Below are 18,423 nucleotides of genomic sequence, written 5' to 3' on the forward strand. Positions count from 1 at the left end.
TACTGACGATGGCGTCCTTCTCTGACGCTGGTCGTGAGGTGAGGTCACGGCATGGATGCCATGATCAGGTCATGGCATGACGAAGGTGATTGATGTGTGCCATGTGGTGAGTCTGGGGAAGAGAAGAATTCGTTCAAATAATTGAAAAATAACAAAAATATCAATGTAATTGACTTTGACGTAAAAGTCAGAAGATGATGCCTGCGGAGGGGATGATGCAGCAGCGGCTTTACACCATCACACAGCTGACCCAGGAGTTCGGGATCACCACCCGGACGCTGCGCTTCTATGAGGCGCAAGGGCTGATCACGCCGCAGCGGCGCGGACGGCAGCGGCTGTACCGGCCGGCCGACCGGACCCGTCTGAAGCTGATCCTGCGCGGGAAGCGGCTTGGCTTTGCCCTCTCCGAAATCCGCGAAATCATCGACATGTACGGCAAGGCCCCGGGCGAGGCCGGTCAATTGCGCCTCTTGATGGACAAGATCGCGCTGCGCCGGGCCGAACTTCTGGACAAGCTGAAGGACATCGAGATGTCGCTGGCCGATCTGGACGAGGTTGAGGCCGGCTGCCGGGCGCGCATGGAGGCGCTGGGCGTCGCGCACGAGGCAGGAGAGGGGGGCGCATGACAACAGCGTTGCAAACCGGTGCCAGTGGCTTTCAACCCCGCGATCCCGACTGGGAGGCGCGCGTGCGCGCGAGTTTCGTCCGCCAGCCCTACATGGCCCATCTGGGCGCCACGATCAGCCACCTGGCTCCGGGCGAGATGGACCTGACGCTGCCCTTCGCGCCGCATCTGACCCAGCAGCACGGCTTCTTCCACGCCGGATCGACCACATCCATCGCCGACAGCGCCGCCGGCTACGCCGCCCTGTCGCTGTTTCCCAAGGGCACCGGCGTGCTCTCGACCGAATTCAAGATCAATCTGCTCAATCCGGGGCGGGGCCGGGCGCTGGTGGCGCGGGGCCGCGTGATCAAGCCGGGCCGGACGCTGACCATCTGCAAGGCGGATGTCTTCGGTTTGCTGGACGAGGGCGAGGTGCATGTCGCCACCGGCCTGTTCTCGATGATCTGCATGGAGGGCATGGAGGACTGAGGTCCGGTGCCCAACAATTCAACTCATGTGAAAGTAAACGGGAGGAACGCCATGATCCGCAATGACATTCCGGGGTTCAATTTCAATCTTGGCGAAACCGCCGACATGCTGCGCGACAGCGTGCGCAGCTTCTCGCAGGACCGCATCGCGCCGCTCGCCAACCGGATCGACCGCGAGGACTGGTTCCCGCGCGAGCTGTGGCCTAAAATGGGCGCGCTGGGCCTGCATGGCATCACCGTCGAGGAAGAATGGGGCGGTGCTGGCCTTGGCTATCTCGAACACTGCATCGCCATGGAAGAAGTCAGCCGTGCTTCGGGCTCCATCGGCCTGTCCTACGGCGCGCATTCGAACCTTTGCGTCAACCAGCTGCGCCGCTGGGGCAATGACGACCAGAAGCAGCGCTATCTTGGCAAGCTGATCTCCGGCGAGCATGTCGGCGCGCTTGCCATGTCCGAGCCGGGTGCCGGTTCCGACGTGGTGTCGATGAAGCTGCGGGCGGACAAGAAGGGCGACCGCTATGTCCTCAACGGCAGCAAGATGTGGATCACCAACGGTCCTTGCGCCGACACGCTGATCGTCTATGCCAAGACCGATCCGGCTGCCGGATCACGCGGCATCACCGCGTTCCTGATCGAGAAGGACTTCAAGGGCTTCTCGGTCGCCCAGAAGCTCGACAAGCTCGGCATGCGCGGCTCGGAAACCGGTGAACTGGTGTTCGAGGATTGCGAGGTGCCGGAGGAAAACGTGCTCGCCGAAATCGGCAAGGGCGTGAATGTGCTCATGTCCGGCCTCGACTACGAGCGCGCTGTGCTGGCCGCCGGCTGCGTCGGCCTGATGCAGGCCGCCATGGACGTGGTCATGCCCTACATCCACGAGCGCGAGCAGTTCGGCCAGCCGATCGGCACGTTCCAGCTCGTGCAGGGCAAGGTCGCCGACATGTATGTGTCGATGAACGCCACCCGCGCCTATGTCTATGCGGTGGCGCAGGCCTGTGACCGCGGTGAGACCACCCGCGAGGATGCCGCCGGTGCGATCCTTTACGCGGCCGAGACGGCAACGAAGGTGGCGCTCGACGCCATCCAGCTGCTGGGCGGCAACGGCTACATCAACGACTATCCGACCGGCCGGCTGCTGCGCGATGCCAAGCTCTACGAGATCGGCGCCGGCACCAGCGAAATCCGCCGCATGCTGATCGGCCGCGAGCTGTTCAACAAGACGAAGTAGGATCGGCTGGTCGGTAACGCCGCCAGGGGGCACTGGCGGCATGGCCGACACTCAGCAAGACGATCGGACGGCATCCGGGATGATGGTTCCGGATGCCCTTTTCTGCGGCGATGCGTCCGGGGGCGGCGGCCCCGGATGGCTGCTATCCAGTGTCTTGGACGGCATGAGGGGTGCGGGTCCTTTTGCGGAGGCTGCCATGCCAGATCCGATCAGCTATCTCATCGCACCACGTGCTGAGCTCGATTTTTTTGATGTGCGGAGCACCGAAACCGGTCGTCCCGTGACGGTGCTGGAAGGCTGGAACCTGATACGCTCCGAGCCATCGCCGTTGCTGGGGCTGGCCATGCGGCTGCGGGATGTCCTGTCGGCCCCGTTTGGCGTGCAGCCGATTTCCGGCCGGGCCGCCCGCCGCCGCGACAGTGTCAGGGCTGGCGACAAGCTCGACTTCTTTCTGGTCGAACACGCAGACGATACGGATCTGGTCCTCACGGTGCGCGACAGCCACCTTGATGTCATGACCTGGCTGTCAGCGCGCGGATCGACCTACACGGTCACCAGTTCGGTCAAGACGCACAATATTGTCGGCCGGATCTACATGCTGCCGGTGGCGCCTGCACACAAGCTGATCGTCGCGTCCGACCTCAAGCGGCTGCGGCGTCTGACCGCAGCTTCATCGGGTTTTTCCGGACGGCAGATTTAACGAGCCTGTAAAGACTCCTGATGCATGATGCGCGCCATCGAATCGGGCTTGCCGAAAATGTCGGCTGTTCTGGTTCCCCGGCGTTCATCGGGATGTGCTCCATGGTTCTCGACAGCCTGACCATACTTTTTGCGCTGGCTCCGCTCAGCCTGATGGTCGGTGTTGCCCTCTATCTTGTCTGGCAGCGGGAACGGGCGGAGCAGGGCCTGCTGTTGTGGGCCTACAGCCTGATGCTGCGCGCGCCTGCCTTTCTGCTGTTATCCGCTCGCGACACAGTCCCGAATTTCCTTTCGATCGCGCTCGCCAATGCTCTGCTGCTGTTCGGTGTCGGCCTCGGCATCAAGGCAACCCGAGCCCTTGGTCGTCGCTCCACGTCTGCGCTGATCGTTGTGGCGCCGGCGCTCATCTGGGGCGTCATGTGCCTGATCCCGGGAATCTATGAAAACGACCAGCGCCGGCTTGTGGCCGTGACCCTGTTGCAGGCCCTTTGCAGCGCATGGATCGCCTTCGAATTCACGCGCTGCGTCGTCGGCAACCGCAAGGTCTGTCTCGCCCTGGCTGGCCTGATCGGGACCATGGCGCTGGTGCAGATCGTGCGGCTCGGCCTGGCGGTCCTGTCGCCCGAACCGGTCGTGCTGGGCACCGGCAACGTGCCGCTGGCGGCAACGATCTACGTCCAGCTGATTGCGGTGTTTCTTGGCGGTCTGTTTTCAGTCGGCATGTTCCTCGAGGCCCAGCTGAAGGACCTCAGACGCCTTGCCGACGAGGACAGCCTGACCGGTGCCCTGAACCGCGAAGCGTTCCAGACCCGCGCAGAGCTGGCACTGGAACGGGCACAGCGCGAGGGCGAGGAAGCCATTCTGCTCGCCATCGATCTCGATCGGTTCAAGGCCCTCAACGATGAACTCGGCCATGGCGAGGGCGATCGGGTTCTGGCGCTGTTCGGTGCCAAGCTGCGTGACTTGCTGCCGGAGGGGGCCTTGTTCGGGCGTCAGGGCGGCGATGAGTTTGCGGTTCTCCTGACAGGTGATGCCGTCCGGCGTGTTGCAGGGCTGGCATCGAGCATCTGCGGCCTTCTGGGACGCCGAAACCGGGAGCCGGATGCCCGGGGCATTGCAACGATCACCGCCAGCGTCGGCCTCGCCCGTGCGGAGCCAGATGAACCTTTGTCCGCGTTGCTTGGCCGTGCCGATGCGGCCCTGTATGCTGCCAAACGCGACGGGCGCGATCAGGTCAGCATTGCCGCAGCTGCAGCAGCCCGTGAGCCGGCACGCTCCGCAGACCGCCTGCAGCTGCTTGCCGTCACCTCCTGAATCCGACGAGCGCATCGTGCGGACCATTTTGGACCGCCCGCTGGTCTCGTGCAGGCGCAAGGACATTCCTCAAACCTCGCGGTTCGGCTTAGGCCACCGTTAAAGCCTCCCCGGTACTCTCCCGACCAACTGGCCGGTGAATTCCACCGGCGGTCCTGTCCAACCGGTTCTGGCTCTTTGAGGTGGCATGTCTCCGGACGCCCGCACACTGTTCGCGATCATAGCCCTTCTGACGTTCGGCGCCGGCTTCCTGCTGCTCGCGCTGTGGACGAGCATGCGCGAACGGGCAGGGCTGCGCACCTGGGCGGCCAGCCTGTTTGTGCGCGCGCCGGGCTTTGCGTTGCTCGCCGGTCGCGGCAGCCTGCCGTTCTGGATGTCCATTGACCTCTCCAACGCCTTGATGTGCATCGGCAGCGGGCTCGGGTTCGTTGCCGCACGCGAGCTGTCGGGTGTCCGGATCGGCCGCAGTGCCGCAGGGCTGATTGTCTTCGCCCCGGCCACGCTGTGGCTCGTCAGTTGCCAGATCCCGCTGATCTACGAAGATGTCATCCTGCGCACCATCGTCGTCGCGGTGCCGCTGTGTGCCTATGCCGCAGCGACCAGCTGGGCGTTCATGGGGCTTGAGCGGACCTCGCTTCGGGTCAGACTTGGCTTTTGCGGGCTCTGGGCTGTCGCCGCTGCCGCGCATGGCATGCGCGCCGTGCTGGTCGTGCTGGATCCGCCGGACCTGCATCTGACCCAGCCCAGCCCCTTGTTCACGCTGACCCTGCTGATCCCGATCCTGACCTTTGCGCTGGGCCTCCTGTGGATCGGTGTCCTGTACCGGGAATGGCTGCTGTCGGAACTCCGGCGGCGCGCCGAACGGGACTGGATGACGTCTGTGCTCAATCGTGCCGGGTTCCTGCGCCGGGCGACGGCCTGTCTGTCGGTCGCGTCTGCGCCACAGGCCGTGCTGGTGATGGATCTCGATCACTTCAAAGAGGTCAACGATCGCTACGGCCATGCGGTGGGCGATCAGATCCTGATCGCGTTCTGCCGGCGGGTCGAAGGCCTGTTGCCTGCGGGAGCCGTGTTCGGACGCATGGGTGGGGAGGAATTCGCCATCGCCTTGCGCAGCCGTTCCGGGGAGGCGTTGGACCTTGCCGAGCGTCTGCGTGCAGCTGTCGAGGCGTCGCCTCTGCTCGCCGAGGACGGCGGCCGTCGCATGACGGTCAGCATCGGCGTTGCCAGTTCATCAGGACGGGAGCGCGATCTGGACCGTCTGCTCGCCGCCGCCGATCACGCACTCTATCGGGCCAAGCGGCAGGGGCGAAACCGTGTCAGTCTGGCTGACCAGCCGGATGATCAGTCCGCTGAAGGTCTGCTCAGCTCCGCAAGTCCCTTATCCGGCAACGGAGTCCCGGCCTGAATGACGACGGCGGGTCGATTTGTCCTTGTCGAAGGGCGCCGCGTTGCCCAGTTGATAACCGTTGCCGCATTAAACTGGCTTTCCGTGTTTGCGGCGCGCGAGCGCTTCGCATAAGTATGGGCCAGAAGGAACCGCGCCGGCCAGGGCCGGCGAGATGTCACAAGGGAGCTTCCCAGCGCATGAGCCATCTTTACATGTCGGTGCCCGCTCGCCTCGAGGATGACGAGGACGAGAAGACCAAGACGCCGCAGTCGATCCCGGTCGACAAGCATCTTTTCGATGCACGTACCGTGCTGATCACCGGGCCGATCACCCAGGAACTGGCGCGTGACGTCTGCTCCCGCCTGCTGGCGCTGGCACAGGTCTCGAATGATCCGATCACGGTGATCGTGTCGTCGCCGGGTGGTCACGTCGAATCGGGTGACATGATCCATGACACCATTCGTTTCATCCGTCCGGATGTGCGCATTCTCGGCATGGGCTGGGTCGCGAGCGCCGGCGCGCTGATCTATGTGTCGGTTCCGAAGGAACTGCGCTTCTGCACGCCGAACACCCGCTTCCTGCTGCATCAACCGTCCGGTGGTGCCGGCGGCATGGCAACCGACATCGAGATCCAGGCCCGCGAGATCCTCAAGATGCGCGATCGCCTGAACAAGATCTTTGCCGATGCGACCGGTCAGCCGATCGAGCGTATCGAGAAGGACACCGACCGCGACTACTGGATGAGCCCGGAAGAGGGCATCGAGTACGGCCTCGTCGGCAAGGTCGTCGCCAATGTGGACGAGCTGAAGTAAGACGCAAGCCGTCTTGCCAGACAGTCAAAACCCCGCAGCCCTTCCGGTCTGCGGGGTTTTTCATTCAGGCGGCGCGTCTGTGTCAGGCGAAGCGGTGCTGATGGGCAGGCGAAACCACAGCTGCCGATAACGCGACCGGATGCGGGCCGCGCACGGCGTGGCAGCGCACCTGCTCCAGAACCTGCCGGACGTCGCGGGCAAGCGCTGCTGTTGCCGGCGACCGGGTCAGCGCCTCGGTCAGCTCGTCTGCCAGCCGGTCAAACCCGGAATGGCCCTGGCAAATTGCCGAGACCGTGTGATGGAGTGCCGGGCCCTCGTAGACCGGGGCGCCACCGAAGAGGAACACGAGGAACTCGGTGAGATCCTCAAGGGTTGCTTGTGGCGCTGGCTGGTCGCCGGCCTGTGTGGCCAGAACAGCGCGCCGGATTGCGGTGCGGCCGCCAAGTTCAAGATAAAGCGTCATGTTTTGCCCTCGGTACGAGATCCCTGTCCCGCCAAAACCACATTAGGCCGAGGGCGTTGCGGGACTTGTGATGTGGGTCACGAGTGGACGCAATCCGCCAGGCTGACGCTGATTGTCTGGTGAAAATGCGGATGTCTTATCCGCGCGTCCAGGTCTCGCGCGCGGCCAGCCAGGCCTTGAGGCGCGCTTCCGGATCGGTGGCTGCCAGGACGTCGGTGATGACGCAAACGCTATCCGCGCCTGCTGCAAAGGCGGCAGGGGCGGTCTCCAGCGTCAGGCCGCCGATGGCAACCAGCGGGCAGGCGACGCGCTGGCGCCAGGTCCGGATGCCCTCCAATCCCTGCGTCGGATAGTCAACGGTCTTGCCACGCGCCTCGTAGACCGGTCCAAGGGCGATATAGTCCGGCTCAAGGGCGAGGGCCCGGCCCAGCTCCTCGGGCGTGTGGGTGGAAATGCCGATGCGGATCCCGGCGGCCTTGAGGGCGGCGATGTCGGCCGTGTCCAGGTCTTCCTGCCCGAGATGCACCCAGGCAGCGCCGCAGCGCAGGGCCAGACGCCAGTGGTCATTGACAATCAGCGTCGCGCCAGCCTGATTGCACAGGGTGAGTGACTTGCTTATTTGCGCTTCGATGTCACTGTCCGGCAGATCCTTGACCCGGAGCTGGACGAGGCGCAGTCCGATGGGCAAAAGACGTTCGATCCAGGCGGCCGAGTTTACAATCAGGTAGAAGCGGTCGAGTGTCACGGGCAGGCTCCGGGCGGGGCAAGTGTCAGTGCCACATAGCAGACTTGGCCAGGAAGCATGTTTTTTAATCTGTCGAAACTGTTCTTCATTGTGGCTCGGCCATCCAATTTTCTCGTCCTGATGCTGCTGGCCGGGGCGGTGGCGCTGCTGTTTTCCCGCACACGCCGGCTTGGCCGCGCGGTGATGGTTGTTGCAACGCTGTGTCTCGCCATCGCCGGCTTTTCTCCGCTGGCCAATCTTGTGCTGCTGCCCCTGGAAAACCGCTTCGCTCAGCCGGACCCGCTGCCGGAACGCGTCGATGGAATCATCATTCTGGGCGGTGCGCTCGACACCGTCGTCTCCGGGGCGCGGCCCTATCCGGCAATCACCACCGCCGGCGAGCGCCTGACTGTCGTGCCGGAACTGGCGCAGCGTTACCCTGAGGCGCGAATCGTCCATTCCGGCGGGCAGGGCGTTCTGTTCGGCAACACGACGACGGAAGCCGTGGCGGCCGGTCGGATCTTCGAGGGCTTCGGTCTCGATCCGGCGCTTGTCCTGCTGGAAGACAAGTCCCGCAACACCTGGGAAAACGCCATGGAAACCCGTGCCCTGCTCAGGCCGAAGGACGGGGAGACCTATCTGCTGGTCACCTCCGCCATGCACATGCCCCGGGCTGTCGGCGTGTTCCGGCAAGCAGGCTGGACCGGTCTCGTTCCCTATCCGGTCGACTGGCGCACCCGCGGCAGCCAGGATCTCTGGCTCGGCTTTGATGCCATATCGGAAGGACTGACAAGGCTCGACCTTGGCGTGCGCGAGTGGATCGGCCTCGGGGCCTACTGGCTCAGCGGCCGCAGCAGCGCGCTGTTTCCTGGGCCAGTTCAGGCACCTGAGCAGAAGTAACTGTTCTTTGCCGGTGAACAGACGTTTTCCCGTTCGGGCGTCTTCCTTGCCGGGGGTTCCGCTCCTATCTTAGCGGACAAGAACACAGCTGAAGGGAACCGGCCCATGTCGCTCGAGGCACCGCTGATCGCAGCGGACGTGATGCAATGGCTGTCGGCCGACGCAATCGACATCAAGGACAGTCTGATGCTGGTCGGCGAGCTCGGCCGGCGGCTTAACGATGCCAAGGTGCCGGTTGACCGCATCACCACCGGAATCACGCTGCTGCATCCCAACGTGCGGGCCGAAAGCGCGATCTGGACGACCGATGGCGAGCGCGCGCTGCGGCGCTATCTCGAGGCGGAAAACCTTGAGGCGTCCTACAACAACAGCCCGTTGAAGATCGTCTATGTCGAGGGCCGGGCCGTTCGCGTCCGGATCACGCCGCAGCCGGAGGGATGGGAGTACGGGATCATTCCCGACCTTCGCGCCGATGGATACACGGACTACATCGCGCTGCCGATGCCCTTCAGCGACGGCAGCAAGAAGGCACTGACGCTGGCGACCAAGGCCCCGGGGGGCTTCTCGTCGGCGCATATCGCTGTCTTTGAGACGATCGTCCGCCCGCTGGGCCTGATCTGTGAGCTGAACACCCTACGGCGTACGGCAGAGACCGTGCTCAACACCTACGTTGGTGCGCGCGCGGGAAGCAAGGTTCTCAATGGCAGGATCAAGCGCGGCGAGGGCGAGCATATCTCGGCGGTCGTCACCTTTGCCGATCTGCGCGGCTTCACCCAGCTCTCGAACCAGCTTCCCGGCGACGAGTTGATCGCACTGCTGAACGACTACTTCGGCGCTATCGCGGAATCGGTCGAAGCGCATGGCGGTGAGGTGCTGAAGTTCATCGGTGACGAGGTCATGGCCATCTTCCCCTACACCAACGAGGTGGAGGCCCGCGATGCGGCACTGAGGGCCTTGTTGGCGGCCCGTGATGCGGTTCTGAAAATTGCCGAGATCAATAACAATTGCTGCGAGGAGGCCCCGCTGATCCGTGCAGGCATCGCCCTCCACGCTGGCGATGTGTTCTTCGGCAATGTCGGCAGCGCGACCCGCCTCGACTTCACCGTCGTCGGGCCGGTGGTGAACCTGGCCTCCCGCATCGCCGATCTGGCCAAGCATCTGGACCGCGACGTGCTGGTCTCCGAGGCGATTGCCGATCTGATGGGCTGCCGTGGCAAGCTGCACGGGACCTATTACGTGAAGGGGTTCGAGGATCCGGTGTCGGTCTTCTCGCCCGATGTCGAGCTGATCGGCACGGCCAAGGCGTGCTCCGAACTGCTGACAGCCTCGAGAGCGTTCGACGCGAACTGACGCCGCAGCAGCACGATCAGCACGGCCAGTGTTGTCAGCCCCAGCGCATAGGGGCCGGCAAACCAGCCCATGAAGCCGATGGAAAAGAAGAAGGCGCGCTGGCCCCGGTTGAAATGCCGGCCAGCCAGCGCGTTGAGCCGTCCGGCCTTATGCGCCGCCAGGGCGAGGGCCTCACGGTCCGCAGTCGTCGCATCGGGCACCGAGCCCATGACGATGCTGGCGTAGTTGAACAGGCGGTAGGCCCAACTGAACTTGAAGAAGGCATAGGCGAAGATCAGCATCAGGCCGAGCACCTTCACCTCCCACAGCACCCGGTTGGCTTCCACGGGCACTGACAGGTCGCCGGCGATCTCGACAATGCGGTCGGCGGCATCGAGCAGCGTGAAGGCGCCGCCGATGGCCAGAAGCGCGGTCGAGGCGAAGAAGGCGGTGCCCTGCTGCAGGCCCGTCAGGATCGCCGTGTCCATGATGCGCACCGGCCGGCTCGCCATCATCTGCATCCAGCCATAGCGGTAGGCCTCCATGCGCATGGACAGCGAACGCGATTTCAGCGGCGAGACCTCGACAAGGATGTTGAATCCGATCCAGGCAGCGAGAAACCAGCCAATTGCGAGCCAGTCGAGTGGGGCAAGTGCGGTCATGAAATGGGCCTACTCGTTTCGCGAAAGTTAAACCGATTCAATAGCGATCCAGACTGTCCAGACTTATCAACGGGCTGTGCAAAATCGCAAGCTTTTGATCTCGTTGAGGCAATTGCAAGCAATGCATAGCCGGCGCATCAGCTCCCCCTTTTTTGCGCTTGCGAAGGCGTTAGGAAGACATTAAGTCTGGTGCCGCAAAGCCGCCATATTCGATCCCTTCGGGGGCCGGGGGCGGCACGGACCACAAGGGTTTTCATGGACGAAAACGTACAGAAGTCCTGCTGGGGCGTCACCGCTTGGACGGTGCTCGTACTCGGGGGCATGCTGGCTCTGGTCATGCTGTTCGCCGACGCTGAAACTGCCAAAACGGCCGTCACCGTCGTTCGCTGAACCGGGCTCCAGATATCCAGTTCAAAAAGGGCGTGGAGCGATCCGCGCCCTTTTTCTTTGGCCTCTCACGGCTCGTCGAATGCCGGTCTTATCGCCCGCGCGCTGCACGCGGACGGCTGGCGAAATAGCGATGTGCTTCCATCTGGCGCACCACCGTCCGTCCACCCGGCTTGCTGATCAGAAATCCCGCGAAGCTGCCGCCTCCGGCCTCGAACATCACCAGCGTGGCAGGTCCTATACCGGGCCAGTCGAGGCGGGTTGCGAATGTCTCGACGGCTTCCAGTGTTGCCTTGCCTGTGAGGGTCAGGATGTCCTCCCGGCGCAGCGTGATGGTGCTGCTGCTGCTCCAGTCCAATGCCGCAAGCCCTTTCGGCAGACGCTGCAACTGCAGCCGCATGCTCTCGAAACCGAGGATCAGTGTGTCCCGATTGGGCGTCATGTCGACGAACACCTCGACAGATCCCAGGTCGGTAGGCATCTCGGTCCGCTTGCCGGCAGCATCCGTCGAAAAGCCAGCCGTGTTGACGAACTGATAGGGGCCAAGCGTGATGACGTTCGGGACCGGAGTCTCGGCGGCAACGGGTGCTGCTGCGAGGAGCAGCAGGAGAAGGCCACAGACCAAGCCGACGAGCGGGCCAACGCGTGGGCTAACGAGCTGGTAGGTGACAGTGTGTCGGCGCATGAAAGCTGACTCCAGGGCCCTTTGTGACCCTGGTGCCAGCGTAATGCGTTGCCGTTACGGTTTCGTTTCCCGGGTCTCGGAGGCCTCAAGGGCCGGATCGGCGTCCTCGATGAGACCTGCCTCCACATCCTCCAGGACAAACTCGTCGGACGGGTAGGCCATCAGATAGTCCGGATCGGGCTCACGCAGCAATTCCGGCACGGGTTCCGCATCCGGAGTGGTCCCGTCATCCATGACGCTTGTGCTGTCCGCCAGGGCCTCATCACCATCGGTGACCTCAAACGGGCCGGCCGTCTCGACATCGGCCTCAACGGAACGGGCGCGCAGCGGCACGGGCGGCAGTTCGTCTTCGGCCCAGTCGAGCTGATCGAGCCGCGCCGCGTCCGGTCCGGATGTGAGTTCATGCGGATCCGCGTGCGCTGCCTCTGGCTCTGCGGGTTCCTGCAAGTCAGACGACCCGGCTACCGGCTGCGCGATCTTGGCGGTCTGGACCGCTGCACGCGGTGCCGCCGGAATCGGGCCGACAGCGACCTCCACCAGTGCCTCGAGGGTGGTGTAGACCGGCTTCCAGCCCAGCATCCGCATGGCGCGGACCGAGGACACCACTTGCGAGCGCCCATAGCCGGCAGCCATGTCGAGGCGCGGGTCGCCGTCCGGGGCAGGCAGCGTCTCGAGGCTAACCGGCGCGCCGCTCGCCGCTGCCACGCAGGCCGCGATGTCGGATACGGCTGCTCCGGCAACGCCCGCGCCAATCAGGCTGAGGCGGAACTGGGACGAGGCGAGCGCACGCAGGTAGAGATCGGCAAGGTCATCAGCATCGACCAGCGGCCAACGGGTGTCGGCGGTCGCCCTTGTTGCGAAGGGCAGGCCGCTCACCGCAGCCTCGGCCATTTCGGCCAGAGGTCCACGTCCGGGAGCCGAAACGAGCGCCGGATGGATCACCGCCACGCCCATGCGCGGGATGGTCAGCAGCGACCGGGTCAATTCGCCCAGATGCGAGAAGGCGGGCAGCGGATCGAAGGCCGAGCTTTCGCTCAAGGGCTGCTGCGGGCTGTCCGGATAGACCCAGATGCCGCCCGTGTAGACCAGCCTTGGCGGCTCGGCGAGTTCAGGCACGCTGCGGCGCAGCAAGGACACCAGGCGGCGTTCCTCGCCGGCCATGTCCGGACCAAAGCTCGCGCCGGTGTGAATGATGCCACGGCAGCCGAGCGCGGTCGCGATCCAGGCTTCGGGATTGGCCAGGTCGCCAGGGATCGGCCGTGCGCCTGCGTCCGCCAGCCAGCGGGCGCTGGCCTCGGACCGCGCGAGGGCGGCAACGCTCTTTCCCTCTGCCAGAAGACGGCGAAGAATCGCGCTGCCAATGGTGCCGGTTCCGCCGGTCAAGAAAACATCCATGAGATCAATCAAGCTGCGTCGCCTTTGAAAGGCAAGGGGGAGGGGCGGCGGGCCTGTGCATAAGCCCGAAGCTGGCCGGGCAAGGGCTTTGCCCGGCGTAAACCACTTGTTAGGGAAATGGGCATGGCATTGCACATCGTCAAACTCTGTGTCGGAGCGGACAGCGTCGAGGACCTTCAGGCCTGGATCGATTTCCGCATGGATCAACTCGCCGCCGCTGGCCTGCCGCGCGAGCAGACCCACACCACCCGCATGGTCCCGACCCGCCGCGAGGAGATTCTCGGTGGCGGTTCGCTCTATTGGGTGATCAAGGGTTACATCCAGGTGCGGCAACATCTTGTCGACATCCGTCCGTTCAAGGATGCCGATGGCGTCAACCGCTGCGACCTTGTGCTTGAGCCTCGGCTGATCCTGACCCAGATGCAGCCGCGCCGCCCGTTCCAGGGCTGGCGTTATCTCAAGGCAGAGGAAGCCCCGGCGGACATGCGGGGCAGTTCCGGCGGCGAGCCAGAACTGCCGGAAGAGATGCGGCGCGAGCTGGCCGAACTCGGCCTGCTCTGACGTCTGACGCCTTCTTCTCCCGGCCTTGTCGGGTTCTGGCAGGGATGGGGCTTGCCATCGACCCCGGCGGCTCCAACCTTAGGCAGGAGGAATCGCCCGCTGCAACGCGGGCTGGGGCTGCCAGGACAGCTCTCTTGGGGGAGGCGGATGGACGGGAAAGACAAGCCGATCGCCGGGCAAGCTAAGCTGCAGCCGGGACGGGCAACCGGGCCGGTCGCCGCGTCGACGTCCGCCGACATTGCCAGCTTCCTGACACAGGCGAGCCAGATCGCCCCACCAGTTCAGACCACGCCGGCCACGGCACGCCTGATGTTCGCCCTTGATGCCACCTTGAGCCGCCAGCCGGCCTGGGACCAGGCGATGGCCCTGCAAGGCGACATGTTCGACGAGGCCGCCCGCACCGGCGGGCTCGAGGTGAAGCTCGTCTATTTCCGTGGCTTCGATGAATGCCGGGCCTCGCCCTGGGTTGCCGACGCGCTGGTGCTGGGGCGGATGATGGCGAAGGTCAGCTGCCAGGGCGGCCACACCCAGATCCGCAAGGTCCTGTCCCTGGCGCGCGATACGGCCGGGGCCGGAGGGCTGAAGGCACTCGTCTATGTCGGCGACTGTGTCGAGGAGGATATCGATCTCCTGTGCAGCCGGGCCGGCGAGCTGGCGTTGCTCGGCGTTCCCGTCTTCCTGTTTCAGGAAGGGCGCGACGCGACTGCCGCAACTGCCTTTGCCGAGATCGCCCGGCTGACCGGCGGGGTCCATCTTCGCTTCGATGCCAGTGCGGCGTCGGAGCTGCGGGCCTTGCTGCGGGCCGTGGCTGCCTATGCCAGTGCGGGCCTTGCCGGGCTTCGGGCGCTGGACGCGCGCGGCGAGGGCGGCGCGCGTCTGCTGCTGCAACGAATGGATACGTGATGGTCTATCTGATTGCCGGTGTCGGGCTGTTTCTCGCCTATCTCTACTTCGGCAAGCGCTTCGTCGCGGCCAATCCGGCGAACCTAGCGAAGAACCTGAAAACCACCGGTGGCGTGGCCCTCATCCTGCTTGCAGTGGTGCTGGGTGTCACGGGACGGCTGGGGCTGGCCGTACCGGCGGCCCTGTTCGGGGCAACTTTGCTCGGCCTCAGGGGCGGCACGGGCAGCTGGGGCGGCTGGGGATCGTTGCCAGGGCGCAGGTCCCGCACGGCCGGGCAGCGCTCGCAGGTGCGCACCGCCTTGATCGAAATGGTTCTGGAGCATGACAGCGGCCGCATGACCGGAACGGTCCTGGCCGGATCCTACAGCGGGCGCGATCTCGACAGCCTGTCACCGCAGGAATTGAAAGGTCTGTGGCGGGAGGCCGCCACAGACCCGGACAGCAGGGCCTTAGCCGAAGCTTACCTCGATCGCCGGCTTGCCGGCTGGCGTGTAGACTTCGAGGCGGATGGTGCAGACCGGCATGGCGGAGCGGCGAGCGCGGGCTCCATGACAGATCAGGAGGCCCACCAGATCCTGGGGCTTGCGCCCGGCGCCAGCGAAGCGGAAATCCGAGCCGCGCACCGACGGCTTATGAAGCGGCTCCACCCCGACCAAGGTGGGAGCACCTTCCTGGCGGCGAAACTCAACGAGGCTAAAGACAAGCTTCTCGGAGGACATTGAACCACCCCTAACGCGGTTACTGATAGACGGCGTAGCAGTTGAACTTTGCCTTTTTCAGCGTCTTGCACGCGGAAAGGGCAGCGTTCTTGTCGTCGAACCCGACAAACCGGGCCCGGAACAGGGTCTGGCCATTGCTGCTGACCGGCTCGGTGTGCGGGTCATGCTTGCGCAGCACGGACCCGGTCGCATCCTTGGCCTTCTTCAGCAGCCCGATGGCCGCGGTTTCGGATTCAGCCGCCCCGATCTGGACCTGCCAGCCGGGCGCAGCTTCAGCCGCATTGTTGGTGGCGACGGTCACCGTGGTGTCGTCGGACCTGGTCACGGCACGTGCCGCCGGCTGGGCCGGTTGAACGGAGGCCGTCTCGGTTTCAGGGGCCGGAACCGTTTCGACAGGCGACACGGCGACAGCGTCAAAGGCAGCAGCAAAGCGCGGGTTCGGGATCGAACCGGTGGTGACGGGCGCCGATGCTGCCTCCTGCGCCGGGGCGGGAACCGGAATGGCGACGGTCTTGACCTGCTGCACGGCCGGGGCCTTGGCGGCCGGAACTTCTGCGATCGGGGCCGGCGGAACCGGCGCGCTGCGGGGGGCTTCCTTCGGAGCGGAAACCTTGGCTTCCGCAACCACGACCGGTGCGGCAGCGACCTCGGGTTTGGAATTCGGCACCGGAGCCTTCAGCGGTGCGCTGACCTTCAGCGGCGCGGCCGGCTTGTTCTCCGCCATTGCTGCGATTGCCAGCGGTCCGGACTTGGACACGATCTGCGGCGCAGTACGGCGGCCGGTGCTGGCGTTCTTCATGTACTGGTTGATCAGCTTGACCATCTGCGCATCGCGCGAGCGGCCCGTTGCCCCACCCATCACAACGGCAACGATATGCCGGCCGTCGCGTTCGACGGAGGTGACAAGGTTGAAGCCCGAGGCGCGGATGTAGCCGGTCTTGATGCCGTTGACGCCCGGAACCGCGCCCAGCAGGCGATTGTGGTTGCCATGTGTGCGGCCACGGTAGTTGAAGGCGCGGGTCTTGAAGAAATCGAAATAGGCCGGGAACCGCTCGTTCAGCGCGCGGCCGAGCAGGGCCATGTCACGCGCCGTCGTGCGCTGGCCCGGGTTGGGCAGGCCATGCGGGTTCTTGAAGGTCGACTTGGACATGCCGATCTGGCGTGCGGTCCGGGTCATGCGGTCGGCAAAGCGGCCTTCGGTGCCGCCAACATTCTCGGCAACCACCAGCGCAACGTCATTGGCAGACTTGGTGACAAGGGCCAGGATTGCGTCGCGTACCGAGATGGTCGAGCCAGGCTTCAGGCCCAGCTTTGAGGGCGGCTGTGCCGCAGCACGCGCCGACACGCGCAGCGGCGTGTCCAGCTTCAGGCGGCCTGCTTCCAGATCCTCGAACACCACATAAAGTGTCATCATCTTGGTCAGGCTGGCCGGATAGCGCAGCTCATCGGCGGCTGCCGAATAGAGCACTTCGCCTGTCTTGGCGTCGACGACGATGCCGGAATATTTCGGCCCTTCCTGTGCAGCGGCTGCTCCCGCCACCACACAGGCGGACAGAGCCGCAACCTGAGCAATCTTTCGTGCAAATCGACCAATAGAGAATGCTGCCAGATACCTACGCATACCGTCCGAACTCTCGCCGTCCCCGTTCTGGGGGCAAACCCACAGACACGAAGCTTGTTGGCGGCGCCGTCCCCCGACGGCGCGCACCTGCTTCGTGCGCCCTACTTTTGTCAGTGTGCGGCGAACGCGGTTACGAATGAGTAAAACGCCGGTTCATTTTAAACTCTCGTGAACCTTAGTCAGATGTGCCTACGTGGTGACCCTATCGGTTATATTGCAGTGCAAAAAATTCATTGACTTTTTTGTGCGGTGCGTGATTATTGTGCAGCTCGGCCGCTCCGAGGCCTAACTGTGCTCCCTCTGCGGAGCCGCAACATCGAGGGCAGGACATGATCAACAATCTCGAAGACATGCAGAAATTCGGCAAGGAACACATGGACCAGGCCCTGCAGACCGCGGGCGGCCTGACCAAGAGCCTGCAGGCGATCGCTGCCGAGGTTGCTGACTACCAGAAGAAGTCCTTCGAGGAAGGCACCGCGGCCGTCGAGAAGATCGTCTCCGCCAAGTCGCTCGACAAGGCGTTCGAGGCTCAGACCGAGTACTTCAAGACCGCCTACGAGGGCGCAGTCAGCCAGTTCACCAAGATCGGCGAGATGTACACCGACCTGGCCAAGGACATGTACAAGCCGTACGAAGGCGTGTTCGGCAAGGCCGTCAAGTAAGTTATCCGGCATCGCGCCAGCGCGCGTCAGCCGACTGTTTCAGGCACCCGGGAACCAACAGGTTCCCGGGTGTTTTGTTTTGCGCTGCAGCATCATGGGGCGCCGCAGCCGGCGGCCGGGAAGGGGGCGTGGCCGGGGGCTCGTCGACAGCTTCACTCAGGGTTGATCTTCCATATTGCAAGAACGGTCCTACATGTTCTCCAGCGACATCGTGTCTCCTGCCTCGAAATGAGGCGGGCTCGGTGAAACAGACCATTGCGCCTTCCATCGGGGCGGGTAAGGATTAACGGTGTTGGCGGATGCAAGCTGCGGTTCAGCGTCGGCGTGCAGAACGTCGGCAAAGACACGTGGCAGTGAAGAGCTTGGTTACACTCGCCGGGCTAGACTGACACAGATTTCACGTCCCGCTCCCGCGTTTGGAGCCGGACAGGGCACACCGCTTCCGGTGATGGCGCCGGCCAAACGGGGACAATTCGCGTTCCGGATTGGCAGGGCGGCCTCAGCGGAAGCGCTGGACAAGAGGCAGACGGGTTCAGGCATGGCAAGCGGATCGCGCCAGGACGATGACGGAGAGGGCGGGACGGTTGTCGTCACGAAGACGAGAACGGTCACAAAACGGCCCAATCTCTATCGGGTGCTGTTGCTCAACGACGATTACACGCCGATGGAGTTCGTCATCCATGTGGTTGAACGCTTCTTCCAGAAGAACCGGGAAGAGGCGACCAGGATCATGCTGCACGTCCATCACCATGGCGTCGGCGAATGCGGTGTCTTCACATATGAGGTGGCCGAAACGAAAGTGACCCAGGTGATGGATTTCGCCCGCAAACATCAACATCCGCTGCAATGCGTGATGGAGAAGAAATAAGGGGACAAGCAC

At 64.1% G+C, this 18,423-nt stretch carries 21 protein-coding genes; 15 read left to right on the top strand and 6 right to left on the bottom strand.

Annotated features, from left to right (window positions below; genetic code table 11):
- The first annotated feature begins 215 nt into the window (after window positions 1-215).
- The 7 genes from OVA12_RS07885 (at window position 216) to OVA12_RS07915 (ending at window position 6,532) form a co-directional block, all read left to right on the top strand.
- Window positions 216-626 (top strand): MerR family transcriptional regulator, encoded by a 411-nt coding sequence (locus tag OVA12_RS07885; protein ID WP_268136046.1) that lies wholly within the window; start codon window positions 216-218, stop codon window positions 624-626.
- A complete protein-coding gene (locus OVA12_RS07890; protein ID WP_268136048.1) occupies window positions 623-1,093 on the top strand; it encodes a PaaI family thioesterase in 471 nt (156 codons plus the stop codon). Before OVA12_RS07885 ends, OVA12_RS07890 begins: the two co-directional genes overlap by 4 nt.
- 51 nt (window positions 1,094-1,144) lie before the next feature.
- Window positions 1,145-2,317 (top strand): isovaleryl-CoA dehydrogenase, encoded by a 1,173-nt coding sequence (locus OVA12_RS07895; RefSeq protein WP_268136050.1) that lies wholly within the window; start codon window positions 1,145-1,147, stop codon window positions 2,315-2,317.
- A gap of 196 nt (window positions 2,318-2,513) precedes the next feature.
- Window positions 2,514-3,017 carry a DUF2867 domain-containing protein gene (locus OVA12_RS07900; protein ID WP_268136052.1) on the top strand — a complete coding sequence of 168 codons (504 nt, stop codon included), beginning with the start codon at window positions 2,514-2,516 and terminating at the stop codon, window positions 3,015-3,017.
- 101 nt (window positions 3,018-3,118) lie between these two features.
- The gene (locus OVA12_RS07905; RefSeq protein WP_268136054.1) at window positions 3,119-4,330 is read left to right on the top strand and encodes a GGDEF domain-containing protein; all 1,212 of its coding nucleotides are present in this window, start codon (window positions 3,119-3,121) and stop codon (window positions 4,328-4,330) included.
- A 187-nt stretch (window positions 4,331-4,517) separates the two neighbouring features.
- Complete coding sequence (locus OVA12_RS07910) at window positions 4,518-5,738, top strand: GGDEF domain-containing protein (protein ID WP_268136056.1); 1,221 nt, start codon at window positions 4,518-4,520, stop codon at window positions 5,736-5,738.
- A 179-nt stretch (window positions 5,739-5,917) separates the two neighbouring features.
- The gene (locus OVA12_RS07915) at window positions 5,918-6,532 is read left to right on the top strand and encodes an ATP-dependent Clp protease proteolytic subunit (RefSeq protein WP_268136058.1); all 615 of its coding nucleotides are present in this window, start codon (window positions 5,918-5,920) and stop codon (window positions 6,530-6,532) included.
- Window positions 6,533-6,614: 82 nt separating this feature from the next.
- Here the strand turns inward: OVA12_RS07915 and OVA12_RS07920 are convergent, their stop codons facing one another.
- Both OVA12_RS07920 and OVA12_RS07925 read right to left on the bottom strand, forming a co-directional pair.
- The gene (locus OVA12_RS07920; protein ID WP_268136060.1) at window positions 6,615-6,995 is read right to left on the bottom strand and encodes a hypothetical protein; all 381 of its coding nucleotides are present in this window, start codon (window positions 6,993-6,995) and stop codon (window positions 6,615-6,617) included.
- Window positions 6,996-7,131: 136 nt separating this feature from the next.
- Window positions 7,132-7,740, bottom strand: coding sequence for a thiamine phosphate synthase (locus OVA12_RS07925; protein ID WP_268136062.1), 609 nt, complete (start codon window positions 7,738-7,740; stop codon window positions 7,132-7,134).
- Between the two features lie 57 nt (window positions 7,741-7,797).
- Between OVA12_RS07925 and OVA12_RS07930 the strand changes: the two genes are divergently transcribed.
- Window positions 7,798-8,619, top strand: coding sequence for a YdcF family protein (locus OVA12_RS07930; protein WP_268136064.1), 822 nt, complete (start codon window positions 7,798-7,800; stop codon window positions 8,617-8,619).
- Window positions 8,620-8,724: 105 nt separating this feature from the next.
- Window positions 8,725-9,969, top strand: a complete 1,245-nt coding sequence (locus OVA12_RS07935; protein WP_268136066.1) for an adenylate/guanylate cyclase domain-containing protein — start codon at window positions 8,725-8,727, stop codon at window positions 9,967-9,969.
- On the opposite strand, the gene OVA12_RS07940 is transcribed toward OVA12_RS07935, so the two are convergent.
- The gene (locus OVA12_RS07940) at window positions 9,852-10,610 is read right to left on the bottom strand and encodes a DUF599 domain-containing protein (protein ID WP_268136068.1); all 759 of its coding nucleotides are present in this window, start codon (window positions 10,608-10,610) and stop codon (window positions 9,852-9,854) included. The two genes, OVA12_RS07935 and OVA12_RS07940, sit on opposite strands and share 118 nt — an antisense overlap.
- A gap of 255 nt (window positions 10,611-10,865) precedes the next feature.
- Here OVA12_RS07940 and OVA12_RS07945 point away from each other — a divergent pair, with 255 nt between their 5' ends.
- Window positions 10,866-11,000: a hypothetical protein gene (locus tag OVA12_RS07945; RefSeq protein WP_268136070.1), complete on the top strand. Its 135-nt coding sequence runs from the start codon at window positions 10,866-10,868 to the stop codon at window positions 10,998-11,000.
- An 88-nt stretch (window positions 11,001-11,088) separates the two neighbouring features.
- Here OVA12_RS07945 and OVA12_RS07950 read toward each other — a convergent pair whose 3' ends face one another.
- Window positions 11,089-11,682 (bottom strand): hypothetical protein, encoded by a 594-nt coding sequence (locus tag OVA12_RS07950; protein WP_268136072.1) that lies wholly within the window; start codon window positions 11,680-11,682, stop codon window positions 11,089-11,091.
- Window positions 11,683-11,736: 54 nt separating this feature from the next.
- The gene (locus tag OVA12_RS07955; protein ID WP_268136074.1) at window positions 11,737-13,077 is read right to left on the bottom strand and encodes an NAD-dependent epimerase/dehydratase family protein; all 1,341 of its coding nucleotides are present in this window, start codon (window positions 13,075-13,077) and stop codon (window positions 11,737-11,739) included.
- Between the two features lie 123 nt (window positions 13,078-13,200).
- Here OVA12_RS07955 and OVA12_RS07960 point away from each other — a divergent pair, with 123 nt between their 5' ends.
- From OVA12_RS07960 to OVA12_RS07970, 3 genes are all read left to right on the top strand, one after another.
- Entirely contained in the window at window positions 13,201-13,638 is a 438-nt protein-coding gene (locus OVA12_RS07960) for a DUF1489 family protein (RefSeq protein ID WP_268136076.1), read from the top strand.
- 147 nt (window positions 13,639-13,785) lie between these two features.
- Window positions 13,786-14,541 (top strand): VWA domain-containing protein, encoded by a 756-nt coding sequence (locus OVA12_RS07965; protein WP_268136078.1) that lies wholly within the window; start codon window positions 13,786-13,788, stop codon window positions 14,539-14,541.
- Window positions 14,541-15,263 carry a DnaJ domain-containing protein gene (locus OVA12_RS07970; protein WP_268136080.1) on the top strand — a complete coding sequence of 241 codons (723 nt, stop codon included), beginning with the start codon at window positions 14,541-14,543 and terminating at the stop codon, window positions 15,261-15,263. The genes OVA12_RS07965 and OVA12_RS07970 overlap by 1 nt, the downstream gene beginning before the upstream one ends.
- Window positions 15,264-15,279: 16 nt before the next feature.
- Here the strand turns inward: OVA12_RS07970 and OVA12_RS07975 are convergent, their stop codons facing one another.
- The gene (locus tag OVA12_RS07975; RefSeq protein WP_268136082.1) at window positions 15,280-16,800 is read right to left on the bottom strand and encodes a serine hydrolase; all 1,521 of its coding nucleotides are present in this window, start codon (window positions 16,798-16,800) and stop codon (window positions 15,280-15,282) included.
- Between the two features lie 410 nt (window positions 16,801-17,210).
- On the opposite strand from OVA12_RS07975, the gene OVA12_RS07980 reads away from it, so the two are divergent.
- Both OVA12_RS07980 and clpS read left to right on the top strand, forming a co-directional pair.
- Entirely contained in the window at window positions 17,211-17,543 is a 333-nt protein-coding gene (locus OVA12_RS07980) for a phasin family protein (RefSeq protein WP_268136084.1), read from the top strand.
- A 538-nt stretch (window positions 17,544-18,081) separates the two neighbouring features.
- Window positions 18,082-18,411 (top strand): ATP-dependent Clp protease adapter ClpS, encoded by a 330-nt coding sequence (gene clpS, locus OVA12_RS07985; protein WP_268136086.1) that lies wholly within the window; start codon window positions 18,082-18,084, stop codon window positions 18,409-18,411.
- Window positions 18,412-18,423: the final 12 nt, after the last annotated feature.

Origin of the sequence: Pannonibacter sp. SL95, from assembly GCF_026672425.1 — a bacterium.
GTDB lineage: Bacteria > Pseudomonadota > Alphaproteobacteria > Rhizobiales > Stappiaceae > Pannonibacter.